This is a genomic window from Arsukibacterium perlucidum DSM 18276 (assembly GCF_000382165.1).
In the GTDB taxonomy this organism is placed as follows: domain Bacteria; phylum Pseudomonadota; class Gammaproteobacteria; order Enterobacterales; family Alteromonadaceae; genus Alishewanella; species Alishewanella perlucidum.
Window position 1 is genome coordinate 14,518 of record NZ_KB907704.1, and the last position, 24,321, is coordinate 38,838.

The window sequence follows — 24,321 nt, forward strand, 5'->3', positions numbered from 1 at the left end:
TTAAGCTGGCTATGGCCAGGCTTATTTATATGCCTGGCCTGGTAAATTTGCAGATATAAAACCCCTTGCTACTGTAAAAGTAATGACGACTAATTGTGCTGTGGCTTGACAACCAACACATCGCAAGGGGTATGCCGGCTTAAGTAGTGGGCGGTATCACCAAACAACACCGAACTGAAGTTATCTGGGTGGCTGTTGCCAATAATGGCCAGCTGACACTGGTAATTCTGCACAGCTTTGGGAATTTCATCGTCGGGCAGGCCTTCGCTCAGATGCACGGTCTCTGCTCTTAACTGATGCTCTGCCAGGTAAGGTGACAGTTTATCACTGTGTTGTTGCTGGATATCAGGTAGCGGGGCAAAGCCATGATTGCTGTCGTAGGGCAGGCTCATACTGTAATCGTCTGCCTGGTAACAGTTCAGCACATGCAGCTGCTTGCTGTCCTGTTGCACTAATTGCTCACCAATCGACAGAATGGCGTCGTTTAATTTATGCTGTTGCAGTTCGCTGCCGTCCACATCAAGGCAGGCTAGAATACTGAGCTCGCTGGTGGCTGTACCCTGCTTTACCAGCCAGACCGGCAGATTACAGCTGCTGATCAGGTAATGCTCTACATCGGGTACCAACCAGGACAAGATACTGCGTTTAGGTTGCTGCTGTTTAATAATCAGGCTGATATCGTGCTGCTGCAGCAGCTGAGCAATGGCGCACTGTGCCGGTTGCTGCCAGTCAATAGTGATATGGGCACCAGTTACTGCTATGTCCGCCTGGCCAATTTGCTGTAACAGCTGTTGCCGGTATTGCTCCGCCTGTTCAGCAATGCCTGGCTGTTGCCGATCTTTATACCATGAGCAAAACAATGTCAGCTTGCTGTGGTGCTGCTTTGCTAAACTTATGGCTCTGGTTAATACCTGCTGCTCATCGGCCTGGTGCTGCAACACAATCAGTAAATGTTTAAATACCTGTTTCATAGCGTTATCCGGTTTATCTGTACGTTTTTGTCACAATGACAACTCGTCAGCCATACCGCTTAACTGGGCTGTTATAGTAGTAAGCGGATTTGCTGGGATAAAAAGACAACAACATGAAAAAAAAATTAAAAAGGAGAGGAAAACCGGGTAATAAGCCCTAGATAGCCTGGGCCAGCCAGGCTCTTGCCAGCTTGGCGCTGCGCTCTATGGTTTTGCCTGAAACACCATATAAATCACCAATTTGTGCCGGGCTTAAACCGGCGAAGAACTGTAGATCAAGAATATCAGCTTTTTGCTGGTCAAACTCAGCCAGCGCCGTCATTGCATTGTGTAGCCCAATAATACTGCTGCTGTCATCGACCCCAAGCACATCGTCTGCCAGGGTAATTTGGAGTAAGCCATCGCCCCTTTTGGCAGCATTGCGTGCCCGGGCATGGTCTACCAGAATGCGGCGCATAATACTGCCAGCCAGCCTGAAAAAATGTAACCTGTCCTGATAATCTACTTCAGCCTGCATCAGGCCGATAAAGGCTTCATTCACCAGTGCGGTTGCCTGCAAAGTATGGTTAGGCCGTTCTTGCCGCATATATTTTGCTGCCAGCTGATGTAACTTATCCTGCACCAGCACGCTCAGCTGTTTTTCGGCCTGCAGGTCGCCATCGCGCCATTGGCCAAGCAGGGCTGTGACATCAGTGTGTTCCTTAACGGTAGACATAAGGCTATTTTCAACTAGGCTGTTAAAGGACTATCAGTATAGACACAATTTAACTAGTTTAGAAAATGCGGGGCAAAGCTTTAATGGATAAGCAATTGTGGCTTAAGGTAGAGCAACTTTACTATCAGGCGACAGAATTAGCTCCTGCTGAGCGCAATAGCTTTATTAAACAACAAAGTAATGGCGATACTGAACTTTACAATACTTTGCAGCAGTTACTGGCCACTGACGGCCAGACCTTGCAGCTACAGGAAATTTTCGCTGCCGCAGCTGCCAATCTGCTGGCAAGCCAGCAAGATTTAACCGGTACTGAGCTTGGCCAGTATAAGTTAGTAAGTCAGCTCGGCCGGGGTGGTATGGGTACCGTGTATCTGGCAGAGCGGGCAGATAAGCAATTTGAAAAACAGGTAGCGATTAAGGTTATCGGTACTACCCTGGTTAATCCGGTGCTGTTGCATGCCTTTAAAACTGAGCGGCAAATTCTGGCGGATCTGGAGCATGCGGCCATTTCCCGGCTGCTGGATGGCGGTACTACCAGTGACGGCATGCCTTATCTGGTCATGGAGTATGTTAAAGGTAAGCCAATTGACCAGTATTGCGCGGCGCGCCTGTTATCGCTAACCGGCCGGCTGCAGTTGTTTGTTAAAGTGATGGCCGCAGTGGCTTTTGCTCATCAGAAAATGGTGGTGCATTGTGATCTTAAACCCTCCAATATTTTAATTAACCAGCAAGGCGAGCCTAAATTGCTCGATTTTGGTATCGCCCAACTGCTAAACCGCGCCACCAGCCCGGCAGTAACAACGGGGGGCGAGCAGCTTGGTTTAACCCTAAATTATGCCAGCCCGGAGCAAAAGCAGGGTAAAGCACTTTCTACCCTCAGCGACGTGTACGCTTTGGGATTGGTATTGCAGTTGCTGGTTGGGAAAAGCACCAACAGCGACCTGCAATGGATTATTCAGCGTGCGCTGCAGCAAGAGCCAGCCAACCGTTATCAATCGGTCACGGCGTTCGCCGATGACATAAAGCGCTTTTTGGGTAAGCGTCCGATCCTGGCCCGGCCCGACAGCTGGTGGTACCGCTGCCAGACGTTTGTCCGGCGCAATACCGCCAGTAGTATCCTGGCGGCGGTGATTTTGTGTGGTATTACAGCTTTTAGCGCTGCATTCTGGCAACAGGCGCAGCAGGTAAAGCAAGAACGGGATATCGCCCGGCTGCAGCGGGATAAAGCGTTAGCAATTACCGACTTTGTTACCAACATGCTGGGAAAAGCTGATCCTAACGAAGCGCAGGGCGCTGAACCTAAGGTGCGGGATGTGCTGGATGAAGCCAGTAATCAGTTGGCAGCACAAAATGGTCATGCGCTTAGCCAGCAACCTGAAGTTGCAGCGGCAATTCACCGGATTATTGGCCGCACCTACCACTCGCTTGGTTTGTTACCTGCCGCACAGCAACATATGGAACAGGCCCAACAATTAGCAATAAAACATCACTTTACCAACACCGAATTGTATTGGCAGATATTAATGACTTTGGCTGATATTTATCAGGATCAATATAAAACAGCTCAGGTTCTGGAATTACGTTACCAGAGTCTGCAACTGGCAGAACAGTTGTTTGGCAAAGAGCATAAGCTTACTTTGGGTTCATTAAGTAGCTTAGCCAGTGCTTATCATACTAGCGGCGATTTAATAAAAGCTGAGCAGATGTGGCTGCGATTGCACCAGGACAGGTTACGGCTGCTGGGCGAGCAACACCCTGATATTGTGCATTCACTGGTACAGCTGGGTATCATTTACCATTGGTTGGGGCAATATAGTCAGGCTGAGCAATATTACTTGCAGTGTTTGGCTAAAGCGCAACAGCTTCATGGTTCCAGGCATCCTGCAACACTGCAGTGCATGAGTACTTTGGGTTCGCTATATGAAGGGAGCGGACAGTATGAAAAAGCCGAACCGCTTATTTTGCAACATATTGCGCTAGCCGAGCAGGTATTGGGACCGCTGCATCCTGATACCTTGCGCTCGCAACATAATCTGGCTGACACCTATCGTGGTTTAGGCCGCTATCCGCAGGCAGAAAGCTTGTTCCGGCAGGTATTGGCCAATCGCACTGAGGTGCTGGGCAGTGACAATATTGAAACCCTGCAAAGTCAGATGAAACTTGCCCGCTTATTGCGCCAACAACAGCAATTTACTGAAGCAGAGCAGTTAGTGCTGGATGCCTATAATAAAAAAAAGCAGCAGTTGGGTGAAGCACACCCCGCTACCCTGATAACGGCGCAAATCCTGGCAGATACTTATCTGGCTCAGCACAAGACCGGGGCAGCGCTGCAGTTATACCAGCAAATTGTTAGCTTGCACGGCGGGGAAGCTGCCCAACATCCTGATGTAATAGATACCTGGGCCGGCATGGCCCGGGCCTATTTAGTCCAAAACCAACCAGAGCTAGCCGCTCAGGCTCTGTATCAGGCTGATGCCGTTGCTGCACTGCACCCTCAGAAAACCAGTGCCAATTTGCAGTATGCTACCAAGGCGTTACAGCAAAAGGGTGTTGTGCCCTGAGCTTAATGTGTAAATATTCCGAATTGGGCAGCTTATGTTAATCTTGAATTAGCCCTAAGCGGGTGCTTGCGGCAGAATGATCAGCACGTCGAGTCCATGTTGGCTATTGGCGGTAAAGGATATGCTGCCATGGTGCAGTTCGACAATATGTTTAACAATAGATAAGCCCAGGCCCGCGCCGTCAGTTTGCTGGTGTTGCTGATGGCGGTAAAACCTGTCGCCAAGCCTGCTGATATCGGCATTTGTATTGCCGCTGTTACTGATCCGGACCATGATGTTATGGTTGCTTTCCCGGTGGGTCTGGATACTAACCGTACCATCTACCGGAGAGTATTTGGCGGCGTTATCCAGCACATTACGTAGCACGCTTTGTAATAAGATACTGTCACCATAGATCTGACAACTATCATCCAGCTCCAGCTGCCAGCTTACTTTATCCAGCAACTTGATTGGTAACTGCGACAGGCTCTGGTGCAGCAGCGGGGTTAATTGCACCTCTGTATAATCGACTTGTTGCAGATGATCGAGCCGGGCGATAGATAACAATTGATTAACCAGATGTGACATGCGCTTGCTGCTTTCAGTAATCGCATCCACGGCTTCAGCCACCTCCAGCGGATCAGTGGCGCTGCTCAGGTTTTGTGCATGCAATTGTAAGATACTAAGCGGCGTGCGCAACTCATGCGAGGCGTCGGCAATAAAGCGTTTTTCCTGCTGTAGGTAGCGGCTGATCCGCTGTAGCAGACTGTTTATCGCACTTTGCACAGGCTGCAGTTCGCTCGGCAGCACCAATTGAATTTCATGTAATTGTTTCGGAGTTTTGTTGGCAACCTGCTGTTGTAACAACTGCAGTGGCCGCAATACCAGTTTGATCACCAGATAAATTAACAGGCTAAGTGGCAGCATCATAAACAAAATAGGCCTGACCTGAGCCTGAGCAATATGTGCGCCCAATTCTTCGCGAATATCTTCGCGCTGGGCGGTAAAGATCCATAAATCCTGCTCTGGCACAAAGTAGCTGAAGGTTACCCATAAGGTGTCGTGCTCGGTGATCTCGTGATAGCCGGCCTGCCGTTTCGGGGTTGGAAATTGCAGGGCATTTTCCGATAGCATAATCAGCTTGCCGCCCTGCTGGGCCTGAAAAGCAATTTTGCCCTCATACTTATGGCCATCGAGCAACCGCTCCTGCTGGGCACTTAGTGTTTCGCCCATTTCAGTAATATGTGGCACTGCGATTACCAGTGGTTCGGCATTGGTTTGTTGTAATGGGTTGCTGCTTAGCAACAAACTGATTAATTTAGCGCTGCGAGCCAGTTCGGCATCGTAAATTTCATCCAGCTCGTGCAACGCATCGTGGTAGGCAACCCAGGCATTTAAGCTTAAGGTGCCAAGCATCAGCAGGTTAATACCCAGCAGCAAATAAAACTTAATACTGTTAAATGCCATACTGGGTTACCAGCATATAACCGACGCCACGCACCGTTTTAATTACATCGGCTGAGAGTTTTTTGCGCAAATTATGAATATGCACCTCAATAGCGTTACTTTCATTGTCACCATCCCAACCGTAGCTTAGCTCTTCCAGTTGCTGACGCGATAAAATCCGATCTGGCTTTAGCATAAATTCTTTCAGCAGCATAAATTCGCGGCGGGTCAGGCTGACATCCTGCTGCTGAAACTGACAATGGTGGTTTTGCAGGTTCAGGCTGATGCCGGCCAGCTGCAGCTTGTCATCTGTGCGTTGTTGCTGGCGCCGGCATAATACTCTGATCCGAGCCTCCAATTCCAAGACGTCTATGGGTTTAACCAGATAATCATCAGCGCCACTGTTCAGGGCGGTAAGTTTGGTTTCAAGCTGGCTTTGGGCGGTCAGTACCAGAATTGGCATGGTTACGCCACTGTGGCGTAGCTGGCGGATAATATCCAGCGCAAAACCATCCGGCAGCCCCAAATCCAGAATCATTAAGCCAAAACCGCTGTCCTCTGCTGCCAGCAGCGCTTGCTTACCCGTTGTGCACAGTTCCGGCTGATAGCCCATCCGCTTTAAACGGGTGATCATGCCCTGAGCCAGTAATTCATCATCTTCAACTAATAAAATACGCATTATATTACTCTGATTGGCAAAAGAGCTTAATTAAGTTCTGTACCCAGACTATAAGTGATCTGGACTGAAAATGTTTAGCTTGCGTTTATCTGACTATTTTTATGATGCGTTGCTGCATCCCCAGAGTAAATTAAGTTCAGTTCTGGCTTGTGATGTGTTAACCGCAAAAAGTGCCAACATGGTGTCAAAAATATGGTCATGGCTGACATTATCTTTTTGCGTTATACAATCAGGATTGGCCTTCAGACGCTGCTGCAGGTTGTCAGATAGCCAAAAAAACAAAGGGACCTGAGTCTGGGCGCTTGGCGCCATCCAATAAGGCAAACCATGTAAATAGACCCCCTTTTCACCCAGTGATTCGCCATGATCCGATAAATAGACCAAAGCGGTGTCATATTCGCTACTATAAGTATCCAGCAAGCTGATGGTTTCATCCAACAGCAAATCGGTGCTGACAATAGCATTATCATAAGCATTGATAATCTGGTTGCTGTCGCATTCGTTTAGCAGATTAGTCCGGCACTCTGGCATAAACACCTTGTGCTCCGGCAAACTGCGTTTGTAGTATTCCGGCCCGTGATTGCCTTGCTGATGCAGCACCAGCAGAACAGACTGTTGTGCGTTATTCTGTTGCGGGATGCGCTGCTTAAGACCATGCAACAGGGCCAAATCCGGGCAACTACCATCAGCACAATGATAACGGCTGTCAGCAGCAAACTGGTTATCCTGCTCGACCCTGTTACACATGGTTTTGCAGCCAGAATTATTGTTTCGCCAATAAACTTTTATTCCGGCACGCTGCAGCACATCAAGAAAATTGTCAGAGTTTTTAGCAATATCTTCGTCATACTTATCTTTAGTCAAATGACTGAACAAGCAGGGTACAGACAGCGCTGTGGCTGTACCACAAGCACTGATTGCGCCTAAATTAATCAGCTGACGTTTGGCCAGCCTGGGGGTAGTGTTACGGGCATAACCATTAATACCAAGGTGATCAGCGCGCACGGTTTCACCCAGTACAAAAATAACAAGTCTGGGTTTGCTGCCAGCGGCCAGTTGTTGAGTTGCATCAGTAGCATATGGCTCATAACTACGCGCTGACACAGCGTTTAAACTTAATAGGCCGGCGGTTGCGGTTAGTGCGCTAAGTGGTAAAGTTTGATGCTTAATAAAACGATGTGCACGAAAAATGCTGGCATAACTTTGATACTGAGTCGCTATTAATATCAGCATGATAGTTAATGTTGTCACCAGCGATAGGCTGTACCACAGCATTTTCCTGGTTTTTCTGACATAGGCTACCGGCGCTTTGCTCAGGATAGTGACAGGTAGCAGCAGATATACCAAAAAATAGGGGATCATTTGCACGCTTAACAAACCCTGTACTTCACTGGCATCCGTCTCCAGTGCGTTAAGTAGCATGTTTTTATCGATCAGTGCGCCATAGTTCAGCATAAAATACTGACAACCGGCACTGATGCTAATCAGCAATGAAAGCCAGAGTTTCTGGCCTTTGCCAAGACCACCCAGTTGGCATAACAACAGGTTGAGCATAAATAGCAATACTGCCATTCTGACAAAGACCCGGTACCCGCCAATTTGTGCCATGCTGCTAAACAGCGCCTGGTTGTAACCTGCTGTCAGCAGTAACGCACATATTACCGTTAGCTGCCAGGGATCTAACTGCGATATCCTGCTGCGTATATTGCCAAATACTGGATATGTCCCAGGGAGTAGTTGCATCGCTAAAAGCCCTTTATCCGTTAACTTACAAGGCTAGTTTGGCAATAGGGTCTTAAGAGCGGCTTAAATTCAACCAGAGGTTGCAACAGATTTCGATTGAGGGAAAACGACAGCAAAACATATTCTGGCACTGGTAAGGCAAATAAATAGTGTGGTTATGTCATGTGACATAAAGTGTGCGCCGCGCAGCTGCTGCGTCAAGCCCAGAATGAAACCCGCTGTCAGACCAACAGCTAAACCCAGCAAGCGATACTCAGCCTTGCAACATTTGAAAAAATAATACAACGCCACCCAGGCGTAACCGACGCTGGCATGTCCGGCCGGAAAGCACTGGCTGTAAGGTAAATAGGAAGGACGATTCTGCAGCAGGTGAAAGTAAGGCTCGTTACCACCAAAGAGCGACAGGCTCCAGGGACAGGCGACGTTTGATATTGCCTTAAAGTATGCCACTAATGTGAATGAGCAGATAAGTGATAAACACAGTGCCAGAAAAGCTTTGCTAAGTTGGGGCTGGGTTTTATTTATAACCTGAAAATAAGCGGTAATGAGCAAAATCGCTAGTGCCAGCACATAATTAAGCTTACGTGCTCCGATATGCAGCAACTGTTCTGTTACCCAGTAGTCTTTTAACGCCCAGGTATAGCCCTCGAGGGCGTAAAATTTAGTCGCCAGCCAGATATCAATCCCGCCAACATCCAGCAGTAACATAAGAATACAATAACCGCTTGTCAGGGCGAACAGTGATTTACTGACCAGAAATTGGCGCATTACCACAAAATTATGCCCCAGACACAGGCGGCATTAATTAAGCTGAATAACACGGCGGCTGAAGCAATATCTTTGGCCTTGCCACTTAACGGATGAAAATCAGCGCCCACTCTGTCAACTACCACTTCGACAGCAGTGTTTAACAATTCAACAATAAACACAAAAAAGACAGAGAACACCAATAATGCGCGCTCTGCAGCAGGTGCGTCTGCCAGCATTGCCACCGGCAATAGGACTAGCATCGCAAATACTTCTTGCCTTAAGGCCGCCTCGCTATGTAAACCGGCTTTTAGTCCCTTCCAGGAATACTTACTGGCAAACCACAACCGGCTAAGCCCCTTTGCTTCAGATTTCATTACTTACTCCAACTGATTGTTTGCACAATAAGTTTAGCTTAAACAGCTTAAGCATTTATTAAGGTGAAATCTAACTGTTTAAAGGTGACCACTGTCGAGTATCGGAGTGACATAGTAGCGAATGCCTTTGTCGCCGGGTTTGCAGGAACGGCATTGCCGTAGCTGTGTAATAACCTGCTGGCGCAGGCCGGCATCGACAATCACTTCTAAACGGAACATATGCCGGTATCCGACTACCTGTTCTAATTTATCAAACTGGCTATTCTCGCGACTATGGCCGTCTATAGGAACAATCGAAAAACCGCTTAAGTTATCCAGTTCCAGTAAAGTATCGACCACTGCATCGCGTAGCTCGAGTGGAAAAAAAGCGTGCAGAACTTCAAGATTTTTCATTTCGACCTCGTAAACGCGCGTACATTAATGGCAGCAGGAATAAAGTAGTTAGGGTTGATGTTACCAGACCACCAATTACCACTATCGCTAATGGCCGTTGAATTTCTGCACCAGGACCACTTGCCAGAGCCAGCGGTATAAGCCCTAACATGGCGGTGGTAGCCGTCATCAGGATGGCACGTAACCGGTCACTCGCCCCCGTTATCACCAGTTCGTCAATGCTGCTGTAGCGGTTGTCGATACTTTGAAAATGAGACAGCATCACGACGCCATTTAATACGGCGACACCCAATAAGGCGATAAAGCCAACGGAAGCAGGTACCGACAGATATTCACCGCTGATAAACAGTGCAATTATCCCACCCATCAGTGCAAACGGAATATTGGCATATACTAAGCCTGCTATTGCCAGCGAGCGAAAAGTGGTAAATAAGATTAATACAATAATAAGTAACACCACAGGCACTATCATCATTAAATTTTTGGTTGCCCGAGCCTGATTCTCAAATTCACCGCCATATTCTATGGTGTAGCCACTGGGGAGCAGTATGCTGGCGTTGATTTTTTGCTCCAGCTCCTCAACGAAGCCGACGATGTCACGTTGCTGCACGTTACTGGTAACGACAGCAAAACGGCTGCCATTTTCCCTCTCAATTAAACTTGGACCAAACTGGGTTTCAATGGTGGCAACGCTGGCTAATGGTGCAACTGAGCCATCAGAAAGGCTGATCGGCATTTGTGCCAGTTGCTGAATATAGGTAACCCTGGAAAGGCTTTGACTGCTGCTGAACATTAACGGCGTTTTAATTTTGCCAGCGGTTAGCTCACCAACCTGAAGTCCGTCGACAAAAATCCTTAACCGCCTGGACAGCTCTGCTGTGGTAAGGTGATAGCGGGCAGCAACTTCCGGACGCAAGCGAATATTAATAAATTCACCGCCGTCGATAAGGGTTGTTTGCACATCAACACTGCCAGCAATTTGGCCGGTAGTGCCAGCAATCTGCTGCGCCAGATCACTTAGCATCGTAATGTCATCACCAAATACTTTAACCGCAACGTCACCAGAAGTGCCGGTCAGCATTTCTGATACGCGCATCTGAATGGGTTGAGTAAAATTAAAGTTGATACCCGGAAATTGGTGCAAAATTTGCCGGATATTTTCAATCAACTGCGCTTCGCCTGTGACCTGCCAGCTGGCTACCGGCTGCAACTGAATAAACATATCTGTTTCATTCAGGCCCATAGCGTCCATGCCAAGTTCATCTGAGCCGATCCGGGCGACGATTTGCTTAATTTCCGGTACGTCGCGCAGTAGACGTTTGCTAATCTGGCCATCCACAGCAAGCGATTCGGCTAAACTGACGCCCGAATGCTTTTCTAACTGGACGATAAGATCGCCCTCGTCCATAACCGGCATAAAGGTTTTACCGACAAATGTCCCGATAATGCCAGTGGCAAAAAGCAGAACAAGTGCCATGACAAGCCATGGCGCTGGCCGCCGGATCAGGTTTTTTAATGCGTTTTGATAGTGTTGCAGCAACCATTGTAAAAAACGGGGCGCCGGTTTATCTGTGAATTTAATAATGCTGACTGCAAGCACCGGAATAACGCTTAAAGCAATAAGCAGTGATGACAGCATCGCGAAAACGATGGTCATGGCGACCGGCGAAAATAATTTGCCTTCCAGGCCGGTGAGAAATAGCAGTGGTGCGAACACTATAATGACTATTAGGGTGCCGGAGATCACCGGTTTTGACACTGCCAGGGTGGCGCGGTATATCCGGTGCGCGCGCGGCGCATGGCGCTGTTGCTGGCTTTGGCTCAGGATGTTTTCCACCACCACCACGGCAGCGTCAACCAACATACCAATAGCGATGACAATACCACCCAGTGACATCAGGTTTGCTGTGAGTCCTGCCAGGTCCATGGCAAGAAAAGTCAGTGCTACTGCCAGCGGGATCGAGATAGCCACAACCAGCGCCGCCCTTACATCTGCCAAAAATACAAACAGCACCAGCAATACTAACAATACGGCAGCAAAAAGTGCCTCTAAAATGGTGTTAACCGCGGTTTCAATCAGGCGGGCCCGGTCATAAAACACATTTAGTTCACTACCTTCTGGTAAGGTCATCTCAATTTGGGCAATTTTTGCTTTGACCGCCTGCACGACATCGCTGGTGTTCGAGCCTTTCAGCGCAATAATCATGGCCTGGGCGGTCTCGTCACCATTATGGGTTACGCCACCAAAGCGTGCCAGATGACCGATGTTGACTTCGCCAAGTTGCTCCAACCGCAACGGTTCGTTGTTAGCGGATTGGATTGTCAGCTGGCCCAGGTCGTATGCATCGTTAAGCTTGCCTTCTGTCCGGATAACCAGGGTACTGGTGCCGCTGTTGATCCGCCCGACACTGCCATTCAGATGATGTTGTTGCAACCAGTCAATAAGTTGTTCCAGGCTGATCCCTGCCTGCTGTAAGCGTTGCAGATCAGGTGCAAATTCGTAGGTTTGAACATAGCCCCCCATAGTTGTCACTTCCGCCACGCCGGGTACCGTGCGCAACAGTGGCCGGATTTGCCAGTCTAAAATGTGGCGGCGCTCGGTCAGCGTTAAATTAGGGTTGTTATAGCTAAACATGAATATTTCACTGAGCGGGGTACTCATAGGTGCAATGCCGCCTTCGACATTGGCAGGCAGACTGCCCCATACCCCGGCAAGACGCTCACTAACTTGCTGGCGGGCCCAGTAGATATCAGTACCCTCTGCGAAGTCGATAGTAATAGAGGTTATCGCGTATTTAGTGGTAGAGCGCAATATGCTTTGATCGGGTATCCCAAGCAATTCGGTTTCTATTGGCTGGGTGATTTGAGCTTCAACTTCGGCAGTCGTCATCCCGGGGGCGCGAATAATCAGTTTTACCTGAGTTGGTGAAATATCCGGAAACGCATCTACAGGCAAGCGTTGCCAGGCTTGCACCGCAAGGGCAACAATCAGGGTGGTCATGGCGAGCACAAAAAGCTTTTGGGTGAGAATAAAGCGTAACAATGCAGCCATGCTTATTCGCCTCCCAGGCCCAGATAGTGGCCATAAACCGCGCTGACAGATTGGCTAAGGATTTCAGAAGCGCTGCTAAGGGCGGCACTTTGCACCCAAAATGAATCAGCATCTTTGGCTAAAATAGTCACAGGTACTAAGCGCAGGCTTGCTGCTGATTTAAGCCATACATGTTGCTGGCTATTATGCCGGACAATACTATTGCCGGGCACCCGGAACACTTCCTTAGCATAAAGCGGTACCACACTGAGGTGTTGCTGCCAGTTGGCCTGGCATGCTGGCTGTGTTGTTAACGGAGCACTCCACCAGATCCGACTAAAGCCCTGGCTCACAGCTTCCAGCCGGGCGATATCAAGTTGGCAGCTGCCAAAACCAATAGCCGTCAGTTCTGCCTGTTGGTCGGTCAGGGTTCCCTGCAGACGAACTTGTTCTGCTTCAATAACCCGGAATAGTGTGCTATCTGCAGAGTCTGTCGCCAGTAGCACACCTGCCATGGGCGCGCTCAGGGTAATTTGTAAGTGATCATCACGGATGCTGCTGATACGTTCATAAAAATGATCTAAGTGCTCAAAATCAAGCAAAGCAGTTTGATATGCCAGGCTGATCTCTTGCCATGAGCCGGAACTTATTGCCTGGCGGGCAAACAGTGCGCGATTATCGTTATAGCGTTTTTCAACCAATTGGAAGTGGGCTTTGCGGGTTTGGTACTCGGTCAGAAAATGATGAACTTCAGAGCCCTCCAGTTGCAACACGGCTTGCCCCTCTGTAACGAGAGTGCCGGGCTGTTCCAGCCATAAAGTCGCCGCATTTTCCACCACCCGGCTAACCGGAACCGCACTATTTGGATAAGCACTGACCCGGGCACTCAGTTCAGGCCCGCCAAAATGAGTTGCTGCAGTGACTTCTGAGTAGCGAAGCGCCAGGGCCCTCAACTCGTTAATAGCCACTTCGGCTGACTGCGCGGCCGCAGCAAGCGGCAGGCTTAGCATCAGCATGATACTGATCGTGCTGGCAAAGCGTAACGCTAAGCAAGGCTTCATAAAATAACTCCGGCAGTCTGATTTAATGTAGTGATGGCTTGTTGCACTTGCACTTCAAGTAACGCAATCTGAAGTTCGGCCTGCAATAGTTGTTGCAAACGCTGTTGCGCAATATCCGGGCTGATCTCCTGGCGTTCGAGTAGCATAAATAACGCTGCTTTCGCCTGCTGGCGTAAAGGTTCATTGCCTTTTAATAACGCTAATCGTGTTTTAACGCTGTTTAGCTCAGTTTGCGCTGTTTGATATTGTTGCTGGATGTCAAGTTGGGTGTCGCTGAAGCTGTTTAACCACTGCTGATAGTCCGTTTGGAAATTGTTGTACTCGAGCTGATTTGTTTGCCGGCCAAATGTCAGTGGCACATCAAGCTGCGCGCCGATTTGGTTATCATCAAAGCCAGGGGTGCTAACCCGCTTGACCCGGGTGGTTAGTTGCCAGGCTGAATTAGCTGTCGTGCTGGCCTGAAGCTGCAGTTTGAGTTGTTGCTCTTGCATCATCAACAGGTGCAGACGAGGATGTTGTTGTAAATCTGGCTGGCTAAACTCAGCTTCATTCACGTCCGTAGGAGTGCTCCGCTGTCCAGTTAAATATTGCAACTGCTGCCGGGCATTTGTCAGCTGCTTTTCACTTTGCAGACGCTCAAGTTCAAGCTCTGTCGCAGCTTGCTGATACAAATATTGGTGAAAGACATCGGTCCCCCGACCACTGCTGAGAGCTTTAAGCCTGGTAAGAAAACGTTGATAAACCGTTAATTGCTCTGCCAGAATAGCCTGTCTGGTTTGCTCGGTTTGAATTGTCCAAACGATATCGCGGACCAGGCCGCTGGCGTACCAGCGTCGATAACTAAGCAGGCTTGCTCGCAATCGTTGTTCGTTGTTAATCAACTCATCATCAAGCCGTGCGCGGCCGGGGCTTTTCAACGGCAGGGTTAAAGCGAGTTCAACTTCATCACTACCGCCATTCGTCTGGCTTTGCAGAAATGCCGCCGACAAGGTCGGTGCATCAGCTAACCAGCTCGATATCCAGGGTGCCACTTCTATTGTGGCCTGGCGTTGAATGGTTGCCTCAGCCGCATCGGTAAGTTGCAACATATTTTCGGCAATTGTTGGCGCTGGGTCGGCAGAGGCAACGCTACTATGGCCAGATAAAACGTACATCAGAAGCACAATTCCAGCGGATTTCGGTTTAATCAGGCCCACAATAGAGTGCATTGGAATAACCTTATTAATTTCATCATGACCACAAGGTAAATGATGAAAATTAAGCTTTTCTTAAGTTGTGATAGTTTTTGCACATTTAGGTGCCAGCTTACGCACTAAAAGCAGCAGAGGGATAACAGTCTTAATGACTATTCTGGAAGCTTAATGATCACTTCAAAGCCGCTTTCAGAACCACTTACCGGTGACAGTAGTTGCAAATGCCCTCCGATCCCCTTTACCAACGCCACTACAATCGCTAGTCCCAGGCCTGAGCCTGAGGTATTTTCAGAGGCACGAAAGAAACGCTCAGGTAGCTGCAGCAGCTGTTCTTTACTGAGAGGATTACAGTTATTGATTATCCGCAGTTCGCCATCTGCCTTGAGTTGCACATAGATAGGGCTGTCGCGGTCGCCATGCTTAATAGCGTTTTCAAGCAGATTCTTGACCAGTATAGAGAAAGCATCTGGGTCGAGGCATGCCCTGACCGGTTGCTGTGGCAACTGCAGTTGCACGTTTTGCCGTCCCGTCCACTGGTACTCCGCAACAATAAGTCGCAACAAAGCATTTAAGTCTTGCGGGGTGGCGGTTAACAGCCCGCCACTATCAGCTTTTGCTAGTTGCAGCAGTTTATCTGACAAGTTAATCAGATGGTCTAGTGTTGTGGCTAACTGAGCGACTTTCAGGCGTGAAGCTTCGTCGGTTAAGGTTTTCGCCAGGCGCTGGGTTTGTGCCTTCATGGTGGCCAAAGGGGTACGTAATTCATGCGCTGCATTGGCGGTAAAATAGCGCTCTGTATCAAGCGCAACTTGCAGCCGCAGTAGCAGCTGATTCACTGCCTTTGTTATGGGTTCAAGCTCATGGGGTAGGGTTTTGGGTGCTACCGGCGTCAGATCTGCCGCACCTCGCTGATCTAACTCAATACCGTATTGCCTGACTGGCTTGATCACCTGGCGCACTAAAAAAATGGCTACCAGCAAACATAAAGGTAGTAACAGCAATAAGGGTATTGTCATGATGAGCATAGTGTGCAGCACAGCCGCACGGCGGTGAGAGAGTGGTTCAGCTACCTGAAGAAAGTAGGTGCCCTGGATTGCTGACACCGTAAAAATCCGATAATCATCCTGACTCTCAAAACCATTACGCAAGGGTAGATTAAATGTTTTAAGGCGGGCAGCATGCGATTGCAACAACACCTGCCCCGCGGCATTCCGTACCTGATAGGTTATGCGTTCATCATGAGGGTTTAATGCCGGTAATAGCTGCAACAATTTCGATTCTTCCCGGTTAAAAATTTCAACTAACGCTAGCGGTAAAATACGTTCTGCTGTTTCCTGCAAGGTACTGTCAAAGGTATTGTTTAGTTCTTGTTTCAGTTGAAATCCCGCAAAAAATAAGCCTACCAGCCATAAACCAGTAACAACGATAAGCAGCCGTATAATAAGTTTTTTTTGCAAGCTGAATGATTTCACCGGCGTAGCATCCGATATCCCATCCCGCGTACCGTTTCGATGCAGCCTTTGCCTAATTTTTTACGTAAACGGCTGATGTATACTTCTACAGTATTACTTTCGATTTCAGCACCGAATGCGTAGAGCGCATCTTCAAGTCGTGACCGGGTTAATAGCTGGCCGGGATGATGAATAAAGGTTTCAAAGATGGCCCATTCGCGCGACGTAAGCTCAACGGGTTGTTCTGCGTGGTAAACTGTTTTCTCAGCCAGATTGACCTGGATAGCTCCCAGCACAATATTCGGGTTGGGGTTGCCACTATATCGCCTTGCCACCGCGGCAACTCGGGCAATCATTTCATCAAGATCAAAGGGTTTAACTAAGTAATCGTCTGCTCCGGCATTCAGGCCACTAATTCGATCGGTAATCTGATCTTTGGCCGTCATAATAATCACCGGAAGAAAAGTGTTGGAGAGTCTTAATTGTTGCAAAAAACTTAGCCCGGAGCCGTCAGGTAGCATCAGATCCAGCAGTAATAAATCATAATGGGTGCTTTGTAAGCAGCTATCTGCAGCACCTAAACGCTGCACCCAGTCAACAGCGTACCCTTCGTCCTGTAATTGCTCACGGATCGCTTCAGCAAGACCTGCGGTATCTTCAACTAACAGTATGCGCATAATACAATCCCTAAAAAGTTATCTTAGCGCTCTTTTCTGACAAAAGTCTGAATCCAGCGCAGCTTTTCAGCATATAAGGTGAGCAATAGTTCAGCGCTTTGTCAGGAATAAGCGGTACAGTCTTGTGGCATTGAGAAACAACTCAGTATCCGGAGATAGACCATGAAAAAAAAAGTATTCACCCTGCTGCTTACCAGCTTCTTTATAACTGCCGCTGTATTTGCCAGCGATAATTGCAACGAGCCGGTGAATACCTGGCAGCCCCAGCACAATTTACAACAGATGTTAGAGAGCAACGGCTGGCAAGTGGAAAAGATTAAAATTGACGATGGTTGTTATGAGGTTAAGGGTACTGACACACTGGGCAACCGTTTTGAGGCTAAATATCAGCCAGCATCTCTGCAGATCCGTGAGCTTAAAATAACATTTAACGTTGAGGGTTTCGCCAGCGATTACCTTGATAAAAGTACCTTCGTTCGCTGAGCATCCTGGCAGCAGCATAAATGCCATTGCGGGTTTTCATATTAAGTAATTAAATAGTCATCTTAAGGTAGTTGTCAGAAAGGCAGCGCAGAATACTCCCGAATCTTAAGGAGTGAATGTATGGCAAATTCTCGTCTTCTTTTAAACTTGCTGGCAATGCTGCTATGTCAGTTGGTTTTCTGGCAATGGGGCCTGAGCTATGAACACTTGCTGACCCTCAGTGGATATCTTGCGATTAATTTTATGTCTATCACGATGCTATTAGCCATGCGGCCAGTTTGGTTGGAGTCGGTGCTGGGTGGCTTAGACAAAATATATCAGCTACACAAATGGACCGGTATTCTGGCAGTTATTTTTGCACTAGGGCACTTGCTGATTGAAATGACAGATGATTTCTTTAAAGCGCAGTTTGGCAAAGAGCGTAGCCTCAGAGAAGCAGACTTTTCAGGGGTACTTGATGGCTTGCAGGAATTAGCTGAAGATTTTGGAGAGCCGGGTTTTTATCTACTGCTGGCACTGGTTATTATTACATTAATCAAATGGCTGCCATATCACTATTGGCGCTACCTGCATCGGGCTATGCCGCTTGTGTATCTGGCACTGGCGGCGCACGCGTTACTACTGGCGCCGCTGCTCTGGTGGTCGCAGCCTGTTGGCTGGTTAATGGGGTTTCTAATTTTCTGCGGATTAGTCGCCAGTTTGCTGTCATTAAGCGGAAAAGTTGGTAAGTCGCATCGCTGGCAAGGTTTAGTGCAAATGGTTCGGCAACTGTCGCATAATACCATTGAGGTAGTTTGTGATATGGGTCAATACTGGCCGGGACATAAAGCCGGCCAATTTGCATTAGTAACATTTGACCGATCTGAAGGGGCACATCCTTTTACGATGGCTAGTGCAGACCATCATAATGGCCGGCTGTACTTTCATATTAAGGCCCTGGGTGATTACACCTCCACTTTGCGACATCGACTGAAACCGGGGCAAGCTGTTACCGTTGAGGGCCCCTATGGGCGTTTTAACCCCAATACAGGTAACGTCAGCGCACAACAAATTTGGGTAGCAGGTGGCTGCGGCATCACCCCGTTTCTGGCGGCACTGGAAAGCCGGATCTATGCGACTGAAAAAAGCTATTCTGCGGTGGTGCTGCATTATTGTACACAGCTTACAGAGAATGACCCTGTAGTAGCGCGATTGCAGGAACTGGCGGCAAGGTTACCGGAAGTGACCCTCTGTATTTATCAGAGTCAACAAGGGCAGTTGCTTACTTCCGCGCAATTACAAATCCACTCTGCTACGGTTGATATCTGGTTTTGTGGGCCGTCAGGTCTGGCAACAGCGCTGCGCCATGAGCTGAAACAGCAGCCTATCTCAGTGCGCTTTCATCAGGAGCATTTTGAATTCAGGTGACCGTATCTGGCTTCGATATTGGCATTAACAGGATGTAACGACATGACAAACTCAACCAGCTTAGTAATTCGGAGATATAGCATGAAAAAGCAACTGTTTCATGTCGCCTTCGCAATGTTGATGACGTGGTCGCTGTGTGTGCAGGCAAAAGAGGTAACCTTTACCACACAATTAACAAATTACCAGGGTGATGGCGCTTATCTGGCTATCTACCTCACAGACTCTGTGGGTAGCTATCAACGAACCATTTGGGTCGCTGGTAGCAAGAGTAAGCATTATAAGCATCTGACGGATTGGGCCCGTGGCAGTAAAATGAGTCGCTCAGAATATGACGGTTTTACCGGTGCCAGCATTGCTAATGGCATGCTGCTTAAAGTTACTATAAACGTAGACGATGCCCTGATCGATAGCGGTTATCAGGTTCGGGTAGATACTGCCGTAGAAGATATGAGTGAGAATCCTGCGGATATCATCATTCCCCTCACGACAGCAGGAGTAGGTATCGTTGTTAAAGGCAAAGGATATGTGAAAACGTTCAGTTATGAGTTTTAAATAGTATGCTGCTGAGCAGAGAAAAAAGGAGAGCATATGAGCCATATCGAAGTTCACCGTTCGCATCGGGTTGGCTGGCTGCGTGCGGCAGTGCTGGGCGCTAACGACGGTATCGTTTCTACCGCCAGCTTAATTATTGGCGTGGCCGCTGCCAGTACAACTCATGCCAGCGTGATGTTAGCAGGGGTAGCAGGTCTGGTCGCGGGGGCGATGTCGATGGCGGCGGGTGAGTATGTGTCGGTCAGTTCGCAGGCTGATACTGAACATGCTGATCTTGAACTTGAAAGAGTTTCACTGGCAGAAAACCCACAGTTTGAAAAAAATGAGCTGGCGGAAATTTATGTAAAAAAAGGTGTTGAGCCGGACCTGGCACAACGGGTTGCGGAACAGCTGATGGTCCACGACGCTCTGGGTGCCCATGCCAGAGATGAGATCGGTATTTCAGCAAATGGTGCCGCCCGACCTGTTCAGGCAGCACTGTCATCTGCGGCCACCTTTACCATTGGTGCTGCATTGCCACTATTGGTTGCCTGGGCCATGCCGGGGCAATACCTGATCCATGCTGTTGCTGTGCTGTCGCTATGTTTTCTTACAGTGCTCGGGGTACTGGCAGCGCGGGCAGGTGGGGCACCTGTAATAAAGGGCGCTGTAAGGGTCACTTTCTGGGGCGCACTGGCCATGGCGCTAACAGCAGTGGTAGGAAGCGTTTTTGGGGTAGTTGCTTAGGAAGGCGGGCCTCAGAGTCTGTTTGTGTACTTAAGTCTTGCTTAAGCTTTAACCACTAGCATCCAATGCAAATAGCTGTTGGATGTTATTGCATGTCATTAAACCGTCGTTTGCTTAGATTTTTCGGGCCCTATCTGCACTATGTGGTGATGCTGCTGGTGATTCTTTTGTTATTGTCAGCCAGTCGGGCAGGGTTATTTATCTGGCAGTACGACAGAGTTGTTGCTGCCGGCGATATCGCTACCATGTTACTGCAGGGAATAAGAGCCGATCTGATCCTGGTCGGCTTATGGTTAAGCCTGCCGTTGTTGCTGGCGCCACTGTTGGCTCATCAAGCCAGTTTTACTTTGTGGCGCTACTTTAGCCATGGCTGGGTATTGCTCGGTCTTTGTCTGGTTATTTTTATTGAAGTATCGACCCCGCAGTTTATTCTGCAATATGACATCCGGCCGAACCGGCTGTACATTGAATACTTAAAATACCCTAAAGAAGTCTTCAGTACCCTGTGGCAGGGCTATCGGGCGATGTTGCTCGGTGGCATCGCCATCACCTTATTGTTGCTGTGGCTGTTGCACCGTTTATTTCGCAAGGTTACGGCTGTCGTCCAGCCTTATGCAACCAGAACATTCTGGTGCAGCTGGCCTGTTATTTTATTGCTGGTATTTGCCGCTATCCGTTCTTCCACCGATCATCGGCCGGCCAATCCGGCGTTGTTTGCGATAACCAGCGATGCATTAGTAAACTCACTGATTATAAGCTCGCCATACTCAGTATTGTACGCTTTATATAGCCTGCGACATGAAGCGCGCTCCGGTGAAATATACGGCACGCTGCCTGACGACGAGATGCTGGCCCTGGCTCTGGATTGGCCCTGGCTGAAACAACTGAGTTTCTTAAATAAAACGCTACCGACCTTAAGCTATCGCCAGGCCAGTGCAACCCGCAGTAAACCGCTGAACCTGGTGATTATTTTGCAGGAAAGTCTGGGGGCAACTTTTGTTGAATCGCTGGGCGGGGTGGCGGTAACGCCGGAACTGGAACAGCTAAAAAGCAGTGGCTGGTGGTTTGAGCAAATGTATGCCACCGGCACCCGCTCAGTGCGCGGTATTGAAGCTGTGGTCTCGGGCTTTATGCCAACACCGGCACAAAGCGTGGTTAAGCTGTCTTTAGCGCAGCAGAATTTTTACACCCTGGGCAGCACGCTATCGCAGCAAGGCTATCACACCAGTTTTATTTATGGTGGTGAAGCGCACTTTGACAATATGCGCAGTTTTTTTACCGGCAATGGCATCAAGCAGGTGATTGATCTGGCACAAATGCCAGCCCCGGTATTTGTTGGCAGCTGGGGTGCCAGTGATGAAGACTTATTTACTGCTACAGCCCGTCATCTGGCTGATATGCACCAGCAGCAGCTGCCCTTTTTCAGTCTGGTATTTACTTCGTCAAACCATACGCCTTTTGAGTTTCCGGATGGCCGTATCAGCTTGCATGAACAGCCGAAACAAACGGTAAATAACGCCGTTAAATATGCTGACTATGCGCTGGGCCAGTTTATCGCCCATGCCAGGCAACAACCTTACTGGCAGGATACCCTGTTTCTGATTGTGGCCGATCACGACAACCGGGTTTACGGCAGCAGTCTGGTGCCGGTAGAGAAGTTTCATATCCCCGCCCTGATCTTAGGTGCCGATCTGATGCCCAGGCACATTAAGCCGGTCGCCAGCCAGATTGACCTGGCGCCAACCTTGTTATCGTTGATGGGGATCAGTGGCCAGACTCCATTAACCGGACGCGATTTCAGCAAAGATGATAGCAGCCCGGGCCGTGCCTTAATGCAATTTGATCAGTATTTTGCCCTGATGGAGCAGCAACAACTGACGATTTTGCGACCCGGTCAGCCGGCGGTCAGCGCACGTTATAACCTGCTGCAGAAACAGCTGGTACTGTCGGAGCAGGCGCCAACTGCTCAGCAAGTCAAACGGACATTGGCCCAGGTACTGTTGCCCTCTTATCTGTACCGGCAGCAACAATATCATTTAGCAGACCAACCGTAATGGCGCTTAAGGTTTGCTTAAGCAATCCAGGTTAGCCTGAACACCAATATATCGGAGGTGTTATGCAATGTCGGTTTGTCAAAACATTGCTGATCGGGTGTTTGCTGAGTGGTTTGCTGGCTGGCAGGGTTGCTGCAACCGAGCTTAGTGATTTAGAGGGCAGCCCGGTTCGCAGCATGCAGCAGCTGAAAGGTAAGGTGGTTCTGGTCGATTTCTGGGCGTCCTGGTGCGTGCCCTGCCGCAAGTCTTTTCCCTGGTTAAACACTATGCAGCAACAACATGCCGCCGCTGGCTTGCTGGTGCTGGCGGTAAACGAAGACAGCGAGCGTAGCGAAGCTAACCGGTTTTTACAGCAGGTACCGGCGCAGTTTGCTGTGCTGTATGACCGCGCTGGCTCGGTGGCAGAGCAATACCAGTTAAAGGGTATGCCCAGCAGTTTTCTGATCGACAAAAAAGGCCAGATCCGTTATCGCCATATTGGTTTTAAACAAGCAGATATCGCCGGCTATGAAGCAAAAATTCGCCAGTTACTGGCTGAGGAGTAAGCAGAATGAAACTGACAAAAATACTTAGCGCTGGCGTAATCACCCTGCTGCTTAGCCAGCTTAGCGCTTGCAGCACCCTTGGGGTTAAGCCATGGGAGCGCGACGTGCTGGCAAAAGAAGAGATGGCGCTGAACAGTGCACCACTGGATAGCCGGCTGGACGACCATATTTACTTCAGTAAAGAAGGTAGTAGCGGCGGCCGCAGCTTTGCCGGTGGAGGTTGCGGATGCAATTAAAACAGCTGGCGAACATCAGTGCAGCATTGGCTGCAGCCAGCTGCGCCTTGCTGGGACAACAGGCTCAGGCCGGCACTGTGTTGGATGACTGGCAGTTTAACAGTGCCATTTTACTGTACAACGAAACTGACCGGGTTAGTGCGGGCGAAGCTATTCTGACGGCACGCGGTGATTTTGGTGATGACAAGTTTCTGAATCTGGGGCTGGTAGTGGATGCCCTGACCGGTGCATCAGCGACCGGTGCTGTGGCGCAGCCTTATGTCCAGAGCTTTACCCGGCCATCGGGCCGCGGCAGCTATGACGTCGCGCCAGGCGTCACACCGCTGGATGATACGTTTCATGATACCCGGGTGCAGCTGGATGCGAGTTGGGAGCAACCGCTGGCGCCTAACTGGCGGGTTAGTGGTGGTGGCCATCTGTCGAAAGAATACGACTATTTGTCGATGGGCTTGAACGGTTCTGTAGCCCGGGACTTTAACCAGAAAAACACCACAGTATCGTTGGGCCTGGGCTACAGCCATGACACCATTTCGCCTGAAGGCGGTATTGCAAAGGCATTTGCACCCATGTTGCTGCGCAGTAGCTATGTCGATGACAGCAGTTACCAGGCGGCTTTTGACGCCACTCGCGACCGGGCCGATGATACCAAAGACACCCTGGATATGTTACTGGGGCTGACTCAGGTCATTAACCGTAACTGGTTAATGCAGGTTAACTATTCACTGAGTATGGCCGATGGCTATATGACTGACCCGTTTAAACTGGTTAGTGTGGTTAACAGCAATGGTGAAGTACAGCAAAACCTTTATGAAACCCGGCCAGACCAGCGTACTAAGCATAGTTTGTACTGGCAAAATAAATTACATCTGAGCGGTAGTTTTCTGGATGCGTCGTACCGTTATATGTGGGACGACTGGGAGCTGACATCACATACTGCTGATGTAAAATGGCGCTTGCCGATGGGAGATAGCTGGTATGTCGAACCACAGTTTCGTTATTACCAGCAAAGTGCGGCAGAGTTTTATCAACCGTTTATATTGCAGACAGAGCCACTGCCGCAGTACATCAGCGCTGATTACCGTATTGGTAAAATGAATACCTATACCGTGGGGGCTAAATTTGGCACTAAGTTGGCGCAAGGCAACGAGCTGTCATTCCGGATAGCACTGTATCAGCAGACACCGGAAAATGACGGGATAACGGCCCCGGGTGTACTGGCCGATGTTGAGCTGTATGAAAAAGTCACGGCGGTGATGGCGCAGCTCAGTTATTCTTTCTGATCCTAACTGAGTGA

General features: G+C 49.0%; 22 protein-coding genes. 9 read left to right on the top strand and 13 right to left on the bottom strand.

Translation table 11 applies throughout. From position 1 onward, the window contains the following. Positions 1–89: 89 nt before the first annotated feature. Together H141_RS0104315 and H141_RS0104320 are read right to left on the bottom strand one after the other, a co-directional pair. On the bottom strand, positions 90–971 hold the full coding sequence (locus H141_RS0104315; protein WP_019675016.1) for a universal stress protein: 882 nt from the start codon (positions 969–971) through the stop codon (positions 90–92). 157 nt (positions 972–1,128) lie between these two features. Next, positions 1,129–1,686: an ECF-type sigma factor gene (locus H141_RS0104320; RefSeq protein ID WP_019675017.1), complete on the bottom strand. Its 558-nt coding sequence runs from the start codon at positions 1,684–1,686 to the stop codon at positions 1,129–1,131. A gap of 83 nt (positions 1,687–1,769) precedes the next feature. Between H141_RS0104320 and H141_RS0104325 the strand changes: the two genes are divergently transcribed. Next, on the top strand, positions 1,770–4,247 hold the full coding sequence (locus H141_RS0104325) for a tetratricopeptide repeat protein (protein ID WP_169337164.1): 2,478 nt from the start codon (positions 1,770–1,772) through the stop codon (positions 4,245–4,247). Positions 4,248–4,301: 54 nt separating this feature from the next. On the opposite strand, the gene H141_RS0104330 is transcribed toward H141_RS0104325, so the two are convergent. The 11 genes from H141_RS0104330 to H141_RS0104380 form a co-directional block, all read right to left on the bottom strand. Further along, positions 4,302–5,693 carry a sensor histidine kinase gene (locus tag H141_RS0104330; RefSeq protein WP_019675019.1) on the bottom strand — a complete coding sequence of 464 codons (1,392 nt, stop codon included), beginning with the start codon at positions 5,691–5,693 and terminating at the stop codon, positions 4,302–4,304. Next, positions 5,683–6,351, bottom strand: coding sequence for a winged helix-turn-helix domain-containing protein (locus H141_RS0104335; protein WP_019675020.1), 669 nt, complete (start codon positions 6,349–6,351; stop codon positions 5,683–5,685). Before H141_RS0104335 ends, H141_RS0104330 begins: the two co-directional genes overlap by 11 nt. 99 nt (positions 6,352–6,450) lie before the next feature. Continuing rightward, positions 6,451–8,094 (bottom strand): phosphoethanolamine transferase, encoded by a 1,644-nt coding sequence (locus tag H141_RS0104340; RefSeq protein ID WP_019675021.1) that lies wholly within the window; start codon positions 8,092–8,094, stop codon positions 6,451–6,453. 69 nt (positions 8,095–8,163) lie between these two features. Beyond that, the gene (locus H141_RS0104345) at positions 8,164–8,862 is read right to left on the bottom strand and encodes a phosphatase PAP2 family protein (protein WP_019675022.1); all 699 of its coding nucleotides are present in this window, start codon (positions 8,860–8,862) and stop codon (positions 8,164–8,166) included. After that, on the bottom strand, positions 8,862–9,218 hold the full coding sequence (locus H141_RS0104350; RefSeq protein WP_019675023.1) for a diacylglycerol kinase: 357 nt from the start codon (positions 9,216–9,218) through the stop codon (positions 8,862–8,864). The genes H141_RS0104345 and H141_RS0104350 overlap by 1 nt, the downstream gene beginning before the upstream one ends. Before the next feature lie 78 nt (positions 9,219–9,296). Then, positions 9,297–9,611: a DUF3240 family protein gene (locus H141_RS0104355; protein WP_019675024.1), complete on the bottom strand. Its 315-nt coding sequence runs from the start codon at positions 9,609–9,611 to the stop codon at positions 9,297–9,299. After that, the gene (locus H141_RS0104360; protein WP_019675025.1) at positions 9,598–12,663 is read right to left on the bottom strand and encodes an efflux RND transporter permease subunit; all 3,066 of its coding nucleotides are present in this window, start codon (positions 12,661–12,663) and stop codon (positions 9,598–9,600) included. The genes H141_RS0104355 and H141_RS0104360 overlap by 14 nt, the downstream gene beginning before the upstream one ends. Positions 12,664–12,665: 2 nt before the next feature. After that, complete coding sequence (locus tag H141_RS0104365; RefSeq protein ID WP_019675026.1) at positions 12,666–13,703, bottom strand: hypothetical protein; 1,038 nt, start codon at positions 13,701–13,703, stop codon at positions 12,666–12,668. Then, positions 13,700–14,857, bottom strand: a complete 1,158-nt coding sequence (locus H141_RS0104370) for a TolC family protein (protein ID WP_169337165.1) — start codon at positions 14,855–14,857, stop codon at positions 13,700–13,702. The genes H141_RS0104365 and H141_RS0104370 overlap by 4 nt, the downstream gene beginning before the upstream one ends. A gap of 191 nt (positions 14,858–15,048) precedes the next feature. Continuing rightward, positions 15,049–16,353 (bottom strand): ATP-binding protein, encoded by a 1,305-nt coding sequence (locus H141_RS0104375; RefSeq protein ID WP_205620338.1) that lies wholly within the window; start codon positions 16,351–16,353, stop codon positions 15,049–15,051. An 11-nt stretch (positions 16,354–16,364) separates the two neighbouring features. Further along, entirely contained in the window at positions 16,365–17,024 is a 660-nt protein-coding gene (locus H141_RS0104380; protein WP_019675029.1) for a response regulator, read from the bottom strand. A 162-nt stretch (positions 17,025–17,186) separates the two neighbouring features. On the opposite strand from H141_RS0104380, the gene H141_RS0104385 reads away from it, so the two are divergent. The 8 genes from H141_RS0104385 (at position 17,187) to H141_RS0104420 (ending at position 24,307) form a co-directional block, all read left to right on the top strand. Then, positions 17,187–17,507, top strand: coding sequence for a PepSY domain-containing protein (locus H141_RS0104385; RefSeq protein WP_019675030.1), 321 nt, complete (start codon positions 17,187–17,189; stop codon positions 17,505–17,507). 120 nt (positions 17,508–17,627) lie between these two features. Continuing rightward, positions 17,628–18,914: a ferredoxin reductase family protein gene (locus H141_RS0104390; RefSeq protein WP_019675031.1), complete on the top strand. Its 1,287-nt coding sequence runs from the start codon at positions 17,628–17,630 to the stop codon at positions 18,912–18,914. An 81-nt stretch (positions 18,915–18,995) separates the two neighbouring features. Beyond that, positions 18,996–19,466: a DUF2271 domain-containing protein gene (locus H141_RS0104395; protein ID WP_019675032.1), complete on the top strand. Its 471-nt coding sequence runs from the start codon at positions 18,996–18,998 to the stop codon at positions 19,464–19,466. Positions 19,467–19,502: 36 nt separating this feature from the next. After that, positions 19,503–20,192 (top strand): VIT1/CCC1 transporter family protein, encoded by a 690-nt coding sequence (locus tag H141_RS0104400; RefSeq protein ID WP_019675033.1) that lies wholly within the window; start codon positions 19,503–19,505, stop codon positions 20,190–20,192. A 92-nt stretch (positions 20,193–20,284) separates the two neighbouring features. Then, positions 20,285–22,246, top strand: coding sequence for an LTA synthase family protein (locus tag H141_RS0104405; protein ID WP_026349227.1), 1,962 nt, complete (start codon positions 20,285–20,287; stop codon positions 22,244–22,246). Between the two features lie 62 nt (positions 22,247–22,308). Beyond that, positions 22,309–22,791 (top strand): TlpA family protein disulfide reductase, encoded by a 483-nt coding sequence (locus H141_RS0104410; protein ID WP_019675035.1) that lies wholly within the window; start codon positions 22,309–22,311, stop codon positions 22,789–22,791. 5 nt (positions 22,792–22,796) lie between these two features. Further along, on the top strand, positions 22,797–23,027 hold the full coding sequence (locus tag H141_RS0104415; protein ID WP_019675036.1) for a DUF4266 domain-containing protein: 231 nt from the start codon (positions 22,797–22,799) through the stop codon (positions 23,025–23,027). Further along, complete coding sequence (locus H141_RS0104420; protein ID WP_019675037.1) at positions 23,018–24,307, top strand: DUF3570 domain-containing protein; 1,290 nt, start codon at positions 23,018–23,020, stop codon at positions 24,305–24,307. Before H141_RS0104415 ends, H141_RS0104420 begins: the two co-directional genes overlap by 10 nt. Positions 24,308–24,321 lie beyond the last annotated feature (14 nt).

Coding starts and splice junctions, on each gene's coding strand:
- H141_RS0104360 (WP_019675025.1), bottom strand. CDS start 12,663: ATGGCTGCATTGTTACGCTTTATTCTCACCCAAAAGCTTTTTGTGCTC.
- H141_RS0104400 (WP_019675033.1), top strand. CDS start 19,503: ATGAGCCATATCGAAGTTCACCGTTCGCATCGGGTTGGCTGGCTGCGT.
- H141_RS0104410 (WP_019675035.1), top strand. CDS start 22,309: ATGCAATGTCGGTTTGTCAAAACATTGCTGATCGGGTGTTTGCTGAGT.
- H141_RS0104420 (WP_019675037.1), top strand. CDS start 23,018: ATGCAATTAAAACAGCTGGCGAACATCAGTGCAGCATTGGCTGCAGCC.
- H141_RS0104355 (WP_019675024.1), bottom strand. CDS start 9,611: ATGAAAAATCTTGAAGTTCTGCACGCTTTTTTTCCACTCGAGCTACGC.
- H141_RS0104395 (WP_019675032.1), top strand. CDS start 18,996: ATGAAAAAGCAACTGTTTCATGTCGCCTTCGCAATGTTGATGACGTGG.
- H141_RS0104325 (WP_169337164.1), top strand. CDS start 1,770: ATGGATAAGCAATTGTGGCTTAAGGTAGAGCAACTTTACTATCAGGCG.
- H141_RS0104335 (WP_019675020.1), bottom strand. CDS start 6,351: ATGCGTATTTTATTAGTTGAAGATGATGAATTACTGGCTCAGGGCATG.
- H141_RS0104315 (WP_019675016.1), bottom strand. CDS start 971: ATGAAACAGGTATTTAAACATTTACTGATTGTGTTGCAGCACCAGGCC.
- H141_RS0104350 (WP_019675023.1), bottom strand. CDS start 9,218: ATGAAATCTGAAGCAAAGGGGCTTAGCCGGTTGTGGTTTGCCAGTAAG.
- H141_RS0104320 (WP_019675017.1), bottom strand. CDS start 1,686: ATGTCTACCGTTAAGGAACACACTGATGTCACAGCCCTGCTTGGCCAA.
- H141_RS0104365 (WP_019675026.1), bottom strand. CDS start 13,703: ATGAAGCCTTGCTTAGCGTTACGCTTTGCCAGCACGATCAGTATCATG.
- H141_RS0104340 (WP_019675021.1), bottom strand. CDS start 8,094: ATGCAACTACTCCCTGGGACATATCCAGTATTTGGCAATATACGCAGC.
- H141_RS0104415 (WP_019675036.1), top strand. CDS start 22,797: ATGAAACTGACAAAAATACTTAGCGCTGGCGTAATCACCCTGCTGCTT.
- H141_RS0104405 (WP_026349227.1), top strand. CDS start 20,285: ATGTCATTAAACCGTCGTTTGCTTAGATTTTTCGGGCCCTATCTGCAC.
- H141_RS0104385 (WP_019675030.1), top strand. CDS start 17,187: ATGAAAAAAAAAGTATTCACCCTGCTGCTTACCAGCTTCTTTATAACT.
- H141_RS0104390 (WP_019675031.1), top strand. CDS start 17,628: ATGGCAAATTCTCGTCTTCTTTTAAACTTGCTGGCAATGCTGCTATGT.
- H141_RS0104330 (WP_019675019.1), bottom strand. CDS start 5,693: ATGGCATTTAACAGTATTAAGTTTTATTTGCTGCTGGGTATTAACCTG.
- H141_RS0104380 (WP_019675029.1), bottom strand. CDS start 17,024: ATGCGCATACTGTTAGTTGAAGATACCGCAGGTCTTGCTGAAGCGATC.
- H141_RS0104370 (WP_169337165.1), bottom strand. CDS start 14,857: ATGTACGTTTTATCTGGCCATAGTAGCGTTGCCTCTGCCGACCCAGCG.
- H141_RS0104345 (WP_019675022.1), bottom strand. CDS start 8,862: ATGCGCCAATTTCTGGTCAGTAAATCACTGTTCGCCCTGACAAGCGGT.